The organism is Chryseobacterium sp. YR221 (genome assembly GCF_900176315.1).
Lineage (GTDB): Bacteria > Bacteroidota > Bacteroidia > Flavobacteriales > Weeksellaceae > Chryseobacterium > Chryseobacterium rhizosphaerae.
Genome location: NZ_FWXM01000004.1, coordinates 70,373 through 82,784, shown reverse-complemented (window position 1 = coordinate 82,784; position 12,412 = coordinate 70,373). Strand labels below are relative to the sequence as shown.

The 12,412-nt window shown below is 37.5% G+C and carries 15 protein-coding genes; 9 read left to right on the top strand and 6 right to left on the bottom strand.

Annotated elements, in window-relative coordinates:
* Positions 1–2 precede the first annotated feature (2 nt).
* From B8967_RS12815 to B8967_RS12805, 3 genes are all read right to left on the bottom strand, one after another.
* Positions 3–1,121, bottom strand: coding sequence for an efflux RND transporter periplasmic adaptor subunit (locus tag B8967_RS12815; protein WP_084086362.1), 1,119 nt, complete (start codon positions 1,119–1,121; stop codon positions 3–5).
* A 271-nt stretch (positions 1,122–1,392) separates the two neighbouring features.
* The gene (locus B8967_RS12810) at positions 1,393–2,157 is read right to left on the bottom strand and encodes a LytR/AlgR family response regulator transcription factor (protein WP_047484539.1); all 765 of its coding nucleotides are present in this window, start codon (positions 2,155–2,157) and stop codon (positions 1,393–1,395) included.
* Positions 2,154–3,212, bottom strand: coding sequence for a sensor histidine kinase (locus B8967_RS12805; RefSeq protein ID WP_228406164.1), 1,059 nt, complete (start codon positions 3,210–3,212; stop codon positions 2,154–2,156). Before B8967_RS12805 ends, B8967_RS12810 begins: the two co-directional genes overlap by 4 nt.
* Positions 3,213–3,502: 290 nt before the next feature.
* On the opposite strand from B8967_RS12805, the gene B8967_RS12800 reads away from it, so the two are divergent.
* Together B8967_RS12800 and B8967_RS12795 are read left to right on the top strand one after the other, a co-directional pair.
* Positions 3,503–4,327, top strand: a complete 825-nt coding sequence (locus B8967_RS12800) for a universal stress protein (RefSeq protein ID WP_084086361.1) — start codon at positions 3,503–3,505, stop codon at positions 4,325–4,327.
* Between the two features lie 200 nt (positions 4,328–4,527).
* Entirely contained in the window at positions 4,528–5,004 is a 477-nt protein-coding gene (locus tag B8967_RS12795; protein WP_143330519.1) for a hypothetical protein, read from the top strand.
* A gap of 40 nt (positions 5,005–5,044) precedes the next feature.
* Here B8967_RS12795 and B8967_RS12790 read toward each other — a convergent pair whose 3' ends face one another.
* Complete coding sequence (locus tag B8967_RS12790) at positions 5,045–5,914, bottom strand: ATP-grasp domain-containing protein (protein WP_084086359.1); 870 nt, start codon at positions 5,912–5,914, stop codon at positions 5,045–5,047.
* A gap of 205 nt (positions 5,915–6,119) precedes the next feature.
* Here B8967_RS12790 and B8967_RS12785 point away from each other — a divergent pair, with 205 nt between their 5' ends.
* Genes B8967_RS12785 through B8967_RS12770 form a run of 4 tightly spaced genes read left to right on the top strand, consistent with a single transcriptional unit; the run spans position 6,120 to position 8,020 of the window.
* Positions 6,120–6,629 carry a hypothetical protein gene (locus B8967_RS12785; protein ID WP_084086358.1) on the top strand — a complete coding sequence of 170 codons (510 nt, stop codon included), beginning with the start codon at positions 6,120–6,122 and terminating at the stop codon, positions 6,627–6,629.
* Entirely contained in the window at positions 6,626–6,973 is a 348-nt protein-coding gene (locus tag B8967_RS12780) for a tRNA-binding protein (RefSeq protein WP_084086357.1), read from the top strand. The genes B8967_RS12785 and B8967_RS12780 overlap by 4 nt, the downstream gene beginning before the upstream one ends.
* Before the next feature lie 15 nt (positions 6,974–6,988).
* A complete protein-coding gene (locus B8967_RS12775) occupies positions 6,989–7,690 on the top strand; it encodes a 3'-5' exonuclease (RefSeq protein WP_084086356.1) in 702 nt (233 codons plus the stop codon).
* 3 nt (positions 7,691–7,693) lie between these two features.
* A complete protein-coding gene (locus B8967_RS12770; protein ID WP_047484523.1) occupies positions 7,694–8,020 on the top strand; it encodes an SUF system Fe-S cluster assembly protein in 327 nt (108 codons plus the stop codon).
* Between the two features lie 45 nt (positions 8,021–8,065).
* Here the strand turns inward: B8967_RS12770 and B8967_RS12765 are convergent, their stop codons facing one another.
* Positions 8,066–8,902 (bottom strand): sulfurtransferase, encoded by an 837-nt coding sequence (locus B8967_RS12765; protein WP_084086355.1) that lies wholly within the window; start codon positions 8,900–8,902, stop codon positions 8,066–8,068.
* Between the two features lie 142 nt (positions 8,903–9,044).
* On the bottom strand, positions 9,045–9,893 hold the full coding sequence (locus B8967_RS12760; protein ID WP_047484519.1) for a hydroxymethylglutaryl-CoA lyase: 849 nt from the start codon (positions 9,891–9,893) through the stop codon (positions 9,045–9,047).
* A 188-nt stretch (positions 9,894–10,081) separates the two neighbouring features.
* Here B8967_RS12760 and pepT point away from each other — a divergent pair, with 188 nt between their 5' ends.
* From pepT to B8967_RS12745, 3 genes are all read left to right on the top strand, one after another.
* Entirely contained in the window at positions 10,082–11,329 is a 1,248-nt protein-coding gene (gene pepT, locus B8967_RS12755; protein ID WP_084086354.1) for a peptidase T, read from the top strand.
* Positions 11,330–11,335: 6 nt separating this feature from the next.
* Positions 11,336–11,902 (top strand): energy transducer TonB, encoded by a 567-nt coding sequence (locus B8967_RS12750; protein WP_047484516.1) that lies wholly within the window; start codon positions 11,336–11,338, stop codon positions 11,900–11,902.
* A 171-nt stretch (positions 11,903–12,073) separates the two neighbouring features.
* Positions 12,074–12,319: a hypothetical protein gene (locus B8967_RS12745; RefSeq protein WP_084086353.1), complete on the top strand. Its 246-nt coding sequence runs from the start codon at positions 12,074–12,076 to the stop codon at positions 12,317–12,319.
* The last annotated feature ends 93 nt before the right edge of the window (positions 12,320–12,412 follow it).

Sequence of the window (12,412 nt, the reverse complement as noted above, 5' to 3'; positions counted from 1 at the left end):
AACTATTTCGAAGGAGTTACTTTAGCCACAACCTGTGCTCCGTCTGTAAGAGCATCTATTCTGTTGATGGCGATCTTGTCTCCTGCATTCACCCCTGTTTTCACAAAGTAATCCTGAGAAGTACTTCCTGATACTTCAATCTGCATCATTTTTACTTTCTCTTTACCTTCCAGTTTATAGACGAAGAATTTATCCTGAATATCTTTTACGGAAGTTTTAGGAAGTTTCACCACGCCATCTAAAGCATTGTGAATCATCACTCTTCCTGTTCCGCCTGATCTTAACAATTTATCAGGATTCTGAAAAACGGCTTTCATCTGGATACTTCCTGTATTTCTGTCGAAATTTCCACTTGCATTTTCCAGTCTTCCTTTAAATCCATAGGTGGAACCGTCGGCTAAAATAAGTTCTACATTGTCAGCATTTTCTCCTGAAGCCGCAGCTCTGCTATGGGCAATAAAGTCTGCTTCGTTCATTGAAAAATATACATTTACACTGCTAATGTTTGATAAAGTAGTCAGCGGTGATGCATCCGAAGGGCTGATGAGGTTTCCTACCCTGTTTGGGATTCTTCCTATATATCCACTCACCGGAGCTTTGATGTATGTAAAGTTGGCATTGATTTTTGAAGAACCTAACGAAGACTGAGCCTGGGCCACTTGTGCTGCTGCTGCTTTTACATTCGCCTTAGCCGTTTTCAGCTGCATATCAGAAACTACTTTTCCTTCTACAAGAGGTCTCAGTTTTTCAACTTCCAATCTCGCTGTCTCCTGAGCTGCCAATGCGGATTTTAATGCGGCAGCATTGGTATTAACCTGCTCATTATACACAGATGGATTAATCCTAAATAAGGTTTGTCCTTTGCTGACATACTGGCCCTCCTTCACATATACTGCTTCCAGATACCCTGTCACCTGAGCTTTAATCTCTACATTATCCTGTCCTTCTATGCTTCCGGGATATCCTGTAGAAACATCTTCATTTCCGGACTTTACCTGAATAAAATCTGTAGGTAATGCCTGCGTCTGCTGGGCATTTTCCTGACCATTTCCTGAACCGCAAGAATACAATACTGCTGCGGCCGTAAGTGAAAGTACCAGATATCCTGTTCTATAATTCATAACATTTGATTTTAAATTTTACAGGGGCAAAATAAGTTCATATACTAAGGGAATTCATGCAGAAATCAAGTGAAACGTAATTAATCGCAGGTGAAGTGTATGATACTAAAAATGAAAAGAAAAGAGGGTTTTTGCCTGATCAAAACCGAAAAATGGATATTTTTAACGGAATAATTTCAAAACTCTGAAGTCTTAATACATCCATTTTCACCCAATAAAAAAAGGTTGCTTTTTCTGAAAAGCAACCTTATATTTTTTAATCATCAATATGCTAGTAATCCAGCCAGGACTTGAATGCAGAGGCTTTTTCCCGGCTCACAACCACTTCTATTTCAGGCTGTTTTCTTAATTCCAGCTTCAGTTTTCCGTTAAAATGGTTGAAAATCTGTTTCACAGAGTCTATATGAATGATAAACTGCCTGTTAGCCCGGAAAAAGAACTTCGGATCCAGCTGTTTTTCAAGCTCTTCCAATGTCTGAGGAACGTTTTCAACACTCCCGGTATTCAGCATTGCTTTACTGATCCCCAATTCTGTATAAAAGTATAAAACGTCTTCAGACAAAACTGTTTTATAGCCATCCCGATGTGGAATAAGAAAACGTTTTCTGTAATCTTTAGGCTGGATATAATTCAGCAGTCCTTCAATGGCTGTTCCCACAAATGGTACTGTTTCTATAAAAGTCTCATAACGCCTTAAAGCCAGCTCAAGTTCCTCTTCCTCTATAGGCTTCAGAAGGTAGTCTATACTGTTGTATTTGAAAGCCTGCACCGCATATTCATCATATGCCGTTGTAAAAATTACAGGACTTCTTATGTCAAATTTATTGAATATCTCAAAACTTAATCCGTCCGCCAGCCGTACATCCATCATAATCATATCCGGAGCAGCATTATTTTCAAGCCAGTTGACCGCTGAAATAATAGAATCTTCTACAGATACTATTTCCGCATGAGGTCTTAGCTTTAGCAATAGCCTTTTTAACCTGTCTGCATTAGGCTTTTCATCCTCTATTATTAAAATTTTATTGAGCTTCATATCAGTGGGAGTTTTACAATAAATTGATTTTCTGTTTTCTCTATGATGGGTTTTATATACCCTAAGATCTCATATCTGGCAACAATATTAGCAAGCCCTACTCCTGAAGAATCCGGCTTATTAATTAATGGCAAAAATGTATTGGAAACCACGAGTTCCTTATTAGAATTTGTATACACATGTATTTCCAGGGGATTCGCTTTTGAGGTCTGGTTATGTTTAATAGCATTTTCAACCAATAATTGCAGGGAAAGGGGAAGCGTGTACATGGATCTGTAGTCTTCGTGAATATCAATTTTAAAGACAACTCCTTCTCCAATTCTCTTTTCAATTAGAAAAATATAGGATTCTAAAAATTTCAGCTCTTCTTCTACGGCTATAATATCTTTTTTAGAGTTAACGAGAAGATACCGGTACACCCTAGCAAACTTCTCAGAATATTCATACCCAAGCTGCTGGTCTTCCAGAATAAGTTCAGAAAGTACGCTGAGATTGTTAAAAATAAAATGGGGGTCTATCTGCAGCTTAAGAGCCTGAAGTTCCGCCGCCATCGCCGCCTGTTTATGTTTTGAAGCCCTCAGTTTATGCTGAGCCGCTTCCACTGCTGTTTTTTTCCAGTTTTCCAATAAATAATCCACTGTATTAAATGCACTGATGGTAAGGGATACCACAATATTGGTGGCAATCCACTGTCCCAATAGGGTATATTCTTTTCGGGCATCCATTTCCGGTAAACTTACTGAAGTACAATCAATAATAAAGTTAATGATAATAACAATCAGTACACTTCCAACAATCTGGATAATACACTGAAGAAGCAAACGCTTTACCGTTCGGTTGCTCCAGGGAAGCAGCTTATTGAGCATTCTGTCAATAAATATACTGACCTCGGAAATAACAACGGAAAAGAGAAATATCCACAGAATATCCTCCACGATCACCTTCAGGGGATCCTTTAAATAGAGTTGCCAGGCCGGATCAAACGGATCAATCAGGTAGGAAAAAACATAAAAGGTAATCACCGCTACAGCCCATATAGCCAGTCTTCTTTTCATTGCGGAAAGAATCTTTTTGTTCCGGACTATATTTTTTCTGAATGTAGAAATCCTATTCATATTGGGAGCTTTACGGCTGTAAATATAAAAATAGATTTTATAAGAATATCTTTCATTTCAAACGAGACCGCCAAAACGGTACCTGAAACGTAAAATAGGAGACTTCAACTGGAAGGTAACGGTTCATCACCTTAAAAAGACATTTCATCATCATTTTATGCAATGTCACCATCTTTTTAATACCATAGAAAGGTTTTGTCTTATAGTTTTGCAGGATCAATTCTGGTACAATGAAAACAATAATTGTCTGCACAGATTTTTCCAAAGAAGCAGAAAATGCCACTCATTATGCAGCTTCTATGGCTAAAGAAAATACGTATAAAATTGTTCTGTTCCATTTACAGACCGTTTCTATTCATGCATTAAATGCTCAGGCTTCTGCCGATTTTTTTCATGAACAGACGCTTAAAAACCAAAAGAAAATTTCGGAGAAAGCTTCGGAGCTGGAAAGTTTATACAATCTGGAAACACAGTATTATCTGGCTTCGGGCAACTTTATTGAGGAACTTGAAAACTGTATTCAACTGAACAGTGGTGATTTTGTGGTCATGGGTATGGCGGAGAAAACGCTTGAACAAAGATTACTGGGAAATATTGTCACTAAAACGATCCATCGGCTCAAAAAGCCCATTCTGATCATTCCCGCCCACATAGAATATACGGGAATCCGAAAAATTCTTTTTGCCTATGACACCCACAAAAGCATGACCTGGTCTGCCATGAACGATATTTATAATTTCATCAACGAATTCAAAGCTGAAATTGAAGTGTTCAATGTAAGTGAGAGACTGGAAGATTTTACAGAAGTCATTCATGACATTGATCTGAACTCCGGATATGATCTTGATGATATTAAATACAGTTTTAAAATGATCCAATCTATTGAAATCATCAAGGCCATTGAAGAGGAGGTGAAACTTACCAATTCGGATTTACTGACGATGGTTCCTTATAAATACAATCTTGTGGAATCTCTTTTCCATAGAAGCAAAACGATAATAATGGCTTATAAAAATAAAGTCCCCTTATTATCAATTCCCTTAAACATAGATTAAGAATCAATAAAAATCTGCACACATTTGAATTATCCTTTTTGCCTTTAAAGGCTAAATTTTACACTTAATCTTGTTTAACAGGACCGGAGAAAAATCTCCGGTCCTGTTTTTATTGACACCTCATCTTATCTGAAAATTAAAAACTTTCTTTTTATTTTGATATAATTTGTATTTTTATCTAAGCACCAAAATAAGTTATTATGAAATCTATTCATTTTCATTACCGATGGTATATGATGTGTTTATTATTTTTTGGATATATACAATCATTTGCCCAGGTCATCAACAGCCAGGAAGGAAATCCTGTTCAATGTACACAGAAGCTCAGATTGATATCTGATAAGATGATTTTCACAAAAGACCGTCAGGAAAAACCTGTCAAAGTAGATATTATTATTGATCCCTTGAGTTCTACCATAAAAACAATCATGCAGGAATCTGGTCAGAAGGTTCCATCTGAACAGGTGTATCAGATTAAAAATATGAACTGTACAGTGAATGATAATTTTACTTTCGGAAGAGTCATTTATTCTGTGATGGCAGACAATTATGACGGTACATTTTCTAATGGTGAATTTCTTTTGGAAGCGACCAAAAGAGGACTATTTTTCTCCAATACGATTGATCCGCCTCAGGATAAAGCTGTTATTCCGGTTATAAAGTTTGAAAAACTGTAAATAAAAAAACCACCTCACAGCTGAGGTGGTTTAGTATATTTTAAGAAATGAAAGCCAATAAGGCCTGGTAGTAATTTTCCAGTAAAAGGGTGTCTCCATTCAGGAACAAATAGGGTTCTATCAGCTCCAGTTCCATGAGCTTAAAGCTATTATCAATCAGTACTCCATCTACTCTTGCATATAATGTGGGCTGAGGTAAGCTTTTCAGATAGGTGCCGGCCTGCTCTATATGCAATGGGTCAGGTGTTGGATAGCTGATGCTTCCACCATGATAATGCTGTACCCTGAAATCCCCTTCCTTAGGAGTCTTTAATGAACAGTGGCTATATTTTCCGTTGAAAAACAGGAATGACCATTCCCCATTTTTGATTTCTTCTACAAAAGGCTGTACCATATAATCCTGTTCCTCCAGAAGCATATCTATTTCTTTAGAACGTTCATTAAAATTGTTTCTGTCAACAGTGATTGTATTTTGTGCACCGGCACTTACACAGGGTTTTACCACCAGTTTATCAGCATTAAAATAATCGAAAAAACGCTTGTCAAAAGAAGACCCTTTTTTTAGATATTCTGCAGGAATTACCGGTAGTTCTTTTTTCACAAGATCCCCCAGATAATGTTTATCGCTATTCCACTTAATAATTTCCACGGGGTTAAGAACCTTAACACCCAGTTTTTCAAGCTGATCCAGCCAGCTTAGGAATTCATTCAGATGGTTATGATAATCCCATGGAGACTTGATAATGGCAACATCAAAGCTGCTCCAGTCTGCATTTTTATCATTCCAAATACTAGGAACAACGTCCAACCCTCTATCTTTTAAAAAGCTAATGAGCTCTGTATCTTCATCATTAGCCACTCCCTGTGAAAGTCTCGCTTCTTTCTTATAGCCTACTACTGTGATTTTCATGCGTCTGTTATTATGATTTTATCTTATAGTAAAGTTGCAAAGAATAGGTGGATGGAATTAGACACAGATTTTTTTATTTGAAGGGGTACAATTGAAAGAGAAGAATTTAATCAATACAAAATCTCAGTTTTTTGACACTGTTACTCTTCAAAACATACTTTTTAATTCTCAATATTTTAATACATTTGTTTAAAACCTATTCAGCATGAATTTCGAGCAGATCAACCTCCACCTTGAAGCTTATAAGGAACATGACCAGATCCTGGATGCAGCGAAATACCTGATCCATTCTTTTCATCTGGAACATGAGAACTTTGCAGGGTTTGGATTCAGGCAGGAGCTTTCCCCTACTTCGATGCTTCTTACGGCAGAAGGAGAACTGGGAGGTCCGCAGATGGTCATGATCCCGAAAAATTTATTCGATTTTGATCTGAACCTTGTTTTGAATATGATTGCCCATGAAATGCTCCATGTGAGACAAAAAGCTCCAGGACAGGTAATAGAGGATAAAAATGAGCGGGAATTTCAGGCGTACTACGAAATGCTTTTTCATAAAGTTTTCCCCCAGGTACCTGAAGTTTCAGACTTTCATAAAAAATTCTTTGGAGACAAAGCTCTTGAATATTACAGAAGAATGGGAGAAGGTTCAGAATTACAGCAAAAATATGCAGAACAGAAAACTGAAGTAGAACATTTAATTAACGTATTACCATGACCGTAAAACCAGACATCACTTGGGCAGATTTTGAAAAAATAGATATCCGATGCGGAACCATTCTTTCCGTCAATGATTTTGAAAAAGCAAGAAACCCTTCTTATCAGCTGGAAATAGACTTTGGAGATTTGGGAATCAGAAAATCATCAGCACAGATCACTAGTCTTTATCAGAAAGAAGAATTGATAGGAAAACAGATTCTGGCTGTGGTTAATTTCCCTAAAAAACAAATTGCCAACTTTTTCAGCGAATGCCTTGTACTAGGGCTATATGGTGAAGATAAGCAGGATGTCACTCTTCTGGCTCCTTCCTTACCCACCAAAAACGGAATGCAGGTAGGATAACAAACCAAAACACACATGATACAGAACATACCTTTAGAAAGAATATTGTTTCTTGATATCGAGACCGTACCACAGGCTGGTTCCTGGGATGAATTATCGGAAACCGACCAATACCTCTGGGACAAAAAAACAAGGTTTCAGAGAAAAGAAGATATTTCCGCAGAAGACTTTTACGAGAGAGCCGGCATTATGGCTGAGTTCGGAAAAATCATCTGCATTACCATTGGAATGGTAGAAAAGAATGAAACATTAAAGATCAAAAGTTTCTCAGGACATGATGAGAAAAAAATGCTTCAGGAGTTTGGGGAGATTTTCAACAGCCCAAGGCTCCGGGATGTCATTCTCTGTGCCCACAACGGAAAAGAATTTGATTTTCCGTGGATTGCCAGACGATATCTGATCAACGGAATGCAGCCTCCGGCTCCGTTTCAGATGTTCGGAAAAAAGCCCTGGGAGATTCCTCATATCGATACCATGGAGCTTTGGAAATTCGGAGATTATAAAAGTTTTGTGTCCCTTGAACTCCTTGCCCATGTCTTTGGAATTCCTACTCCAAAAGACGATATAGACGGGTCAATGGTTTCATCAATCTACTACATAGAAAAAGACTTGCAGCGAATAGTTGATTATTGTGAAAAAGATGTCTTAACTTTGGCAAATATTTTCCGGCGCTTGCGTCAGGAAGATTTGTTGAAAAGGAATATCAATCTAGATTAAAAAATGAAATTTACAGACGATCAAATTGCTGACATTGGTGAAGAAATCATCAAAGTACTGAAATCCGTATATGACCCTGAAATACCGGTGGATATTTACGAATTAGGGCTGATTTATGATGTACAGATCTCCGATGATGTAGACGTAAAAATTGTAATGACACTTACTACCCCCAACTGCCCTGTGGCCGAAACGCTTCCACAAGAAGTAAAAGATAAAGTTGGAGAAGTAGAACATGTAAAAAGTGTTGATTTAGAGCTTACTTTTGAACCGAGCTGGAACAAGGATATGATGAGCGAGGAAGCTAAGTTTGAACTGGGAATGCTTTAATTATTATAAAATATAAAACCTCAGAAATATCTGAGGTTTATGTTTTTACAGGTCTTTTGCAATTTCTTTTCCTTCTCTCCTGCTCCACTCACTCCACGAGCCTACATACAGATTAGGAATTGTAAATCCGGCATAATCTAACGCCAAAATCGTATGACAAGCCGTAACCCCTGAACCACAGTGAATAATCAGGTTTTCAGGTTTATTTTCCAATAACTTCTTATATTTTTCCTTAAGAACTTCCGGGCTCAGAAAGAATCCGTTTTCATCCAAATTTTCTGAAAAAGGAATATTGATTGCCCCCGGAATATGCCCGGCAACCAGATCAATAGGTTCCGATTCTCCTCTATATCGGTAAGCATCCCTTACATCAATAACAGTAGCAGAATCATTTTTCAATTCATTTTCAACTTCTTCCAGTTTTGAAACAGGTAGAAACCAATGATCTTTTTTAATCAGTGGAGTCTTTTCAACCCTTTCTTCTCCTGACGAAAATTCCATGCCTTCCTTTTCCGCGGCCTGCATTCCACCATCAAGTACCTGTACCTTTTCGAACCCAAAAGACTTTAACATCCACCAAGCTCTTGCTGCTGCATTGGAAGCGTTTTTATCATCATATACCACAATCTCAGAATTTTCTGAAATTCCCAGGTCTGAAAGGGTCTCAGCAAATTTTTCTATGGAAGGAAGCGGGTGTCTTCCCCCAAAAGCAGCATTCTCTCCTATCTCCGCCAAATCATTATCCAAATCGATGAATAATGCTCCTTTGATATGTTTCTCAAGATAGTTCTGAACAACATCTTTTCCGGTTCTCGCATCAAGAATAATAAGGTTATCTGTGGCTAGTTTTTTTAATTCAGAAGGTGAAATTATTGGAGACATTTTGTTGATTTTTGGGGTTAATTATAATTAGATTTTGGTTAAAACCATTGATATTTGAATATAGTAAAGCGGGCTAAAGCCCGCTCCTATTGATATTTTTACTTCTCTCAGAATCTGTGAGAGATTGGGTTCTTAATTCATTCTAAAAATGAAAAATATCCTTAGCCTTATTGTAAGAACTTTCAAAGTTTAGGAGGTTCAGCTTGTGATCTGCTTTTTCAACACTCATAAAGTTGATCACCTGCTCAGTAGGCATATTTCCCACCAGATCATCTTTAGCCATAGGACATCCTCCGATTCCTTTAATTGCACTATCGAACCTTCTGCAACCTTGGTCGTAAGCCGCTTTTAATTTCGAGTAAGAATCCTCGTAACGGTTATGGAAATGTCCTCCGAAATTGATCTCAGGATATTTTGAAGGAATTTTTTCAAATAAAAGAGCAATAGTTTCGGGAGTCGCTACTCCTGTTGTATCAGAAAGCAGAATATCTTTCACACCGATTTCCGAAAATCTTTTTGCCCAGTGGTCTACATCTTCCCATTTCCACATTTCTCCATATGGATTTCCAAAGGCCATGGAGAAATAAATGTTTAGCTGCTTTCCTTCACTTCTGGTCAGCTCAAGCATTCTGATAATTTCCTCAAAAGCTTCTTCCTGGCTTTTGTTTGTATTTCTATGTTGGAATGTTTCAGAAATAGAGAAGGGAAATCCAAGGATATCTACTGAAGCATGTTTTAATGCTTTTTCAGCACCTCTGTAGTTTCCGATAATTGCAGAAACTTTAGTTTTGGAACGGGATTTATCAATATTTTCAGCAACCTCATCAGAGTCTGCCATCTGTGGAATTGCTTTTGGTGAAACAAAACTCAGGCAGTCCAATACATCAAAGCCAACATCCATTAAAGAGTTGATATAATCTATTTTTTTTTCGGTAGGGATAAACTCTCCCCATCCCTGCATGGCATCTCTTGGGCATTCAGTTAGAAACATTGGTACTTTTCATTTTCTCAAATATAATAAAACTAAACTAGTTCGTATACGATACATACAAATCTAACATTATTTTGATTTTCAAAGATTTATATCCGATGTAAAATTTCAATAACTGATATTCAATCGCAAATAACCTATTCTGAGCGGCAAATTTGCTAACTTTGTTAAAATTTATGATTAATCTAATGAGTACAATAGAATTCAACCCTTTGTGGAAAGAGAAATTACTGAACCGTTTTCTTAGTTATGTAAAAATATATTCAACCAGTGATGCTGAGAGTGAAGCAACACCTTCTACTCCACGACAGTGGGATATTGCCAATTATATTACTGAAGAACTGAAGACCATAGGTTTGGAAGATGTTTCCATTGATGGGAATGGTTATATTATGGGATATATTCCTTCTAACCTGGAAAACGATGACAGACCTACTATTGGATTCATTTCACATTATGATACTTCACCGGATTTCAGCGGAGAGAATGTAAATCCTCAGGTTTGGAAGAATTATGACGGAAATGATCTTCTGCTGAACCAGACTACAGGATTCACTTTATCCCCTTCAAAGTTTGAAAGTTTAAAAAAATATATCGGTCAGACATTAATTACAACCGATGGAAATACCCTTCTGGGTGCTGATGATAAAGCAGGATGTGCAGAGATTGTAACGGCTGCAGAATATCTGATTGCTCACCCTGAGATTAAGCACGGAAGAATTGCTGTAGGATTTACCCCTGATGAAGAAATTGGAAGAGGAGCACACAAATTTGATGTGGCAAAATTTGGAGCAGAATGGGCTTATACAATGGATGGTGGAGAAGTTGGAGAACTTGAATATGAAAACTTCAATGCTGCAGGAGCTGTAGTGAAAATCCACGGATTAAGTGTACACCCTGGTTATGCTTACGGAAAAATGATCAACGCAGCGCTTTTAGCTGCCGAATTTGCACAGAGCCTTCCGGCAAATGAAACTCCTTCTACCACTAAAGGTTTTGACGGGTTCTATCATTTAATGGATATCACTGCTGATATTTCTGAAGCTAAACTTCAGTATATCATCCGTGATCATGATGCTGATAAATTTGAAGCCAGAAAGAAATTCATGGAAGAAAAAGTAGCTGAATTCAACCAAAAACATGGTGAAGGAACTGCTGAAGTGGAGATCAAGGAGCAATACAGAAATATGAAGCAACAGTTTGAAGGTAAAATGCACATTGTAGATCTTGCGGCAAAAGCAATGACAGAAGCAGGTATTGAACCTAAGATCAAAGCGATCAGAGGAGGAACAGACGGAGCTCAGCTTTCTTATATGGGGCTTCCATGTCCCAATATCTTTGCCGGAGGAATCAACTTCCACGGACCTTACGAGTACGTAGCTTTAGAAAGCATGGAAAAAGCAACTGAAGTAATCATTAATATTGTAAAAGCTTAATTACTGATGAAAAGACTCTCAGCATTAGCATTCATTTTTGTTTTTGTTTTCAGCAGTGCCCAAATTTCTGAATTTCAGAGAGCAGACTCTCGCTATGACAGAAAGAAAACGGCTTTGTATAAAAAATACCCTAAGCCTAATGATCTAAAAACCAAGAAGGAGTGGCTTCTTACTGAGGAAAAAATAACATCATACAAAAATGCTTTAGATCAGCTTTCCACGGAAGACAAGAAAATAATTGCTTTAGATCAGCCTACAAAAGGCAAGGTCACCAAAGAAGCGGAATATGAAAAGGGGAAAGGAGCTTTTCATCAGCTTCTGCATGATGCAACTGATCTTGATTTTCTGAATTTTGCTTCAGGTTCTTACAAAGCGACCATAAGCTTCGTAGTAGATTCTAAAGGAAATGCGCTTGATCCACAAGTGAAAGGTAATAATGAGGATGTAAACGCCTTTATTGAAGCGGCATTCTACCGTATCCGAGATAAAGGTAAATGGAAACCTGCAGAAAGCAACGGGAAACCGGTCTCTTCTACAGTCTCTATTCCTTTGACGTTAACATTTAAAAAATAAAATATAGGCCCACTGCAAAGTGGGTTTATTTTTTATTATTATTTTCAGAAAATATCAAACATAATTCCCACATTATACTTATTGACAGATACTTAAAAGCAAAACCCATCTGATTTTTCATTATATTTACTTTCATAAACAAACTATTAACATTTAACATCAAATTACATTATGAAAAACATGAAAAAGCTTTTGAGAAAAGACCTGTCCACAATTCTTGGTAACGGAATAGACAACTGCCATATGGGTGGCGATTCTTATAATTGCCAAAGTGACTGCCAATGTGCTTATGGAAAAGCCTGTGAAATGTATGAGGACGGCAGCCCGGGACAATGTATCGCTGTGGGAGGAGGAAATCCAGGAGGTGGTGGAGGTGGATGTTTTCCACCAATCATTTGTGAAGAACAACCTTATTAACCATCTCAATCGAAAGAAAAATCTTTCGATTTTTTTTTATCCCTGGCTTTTCTACTTCTTCCAAAAGATGAGCCTTATCACCGTATTTCTACC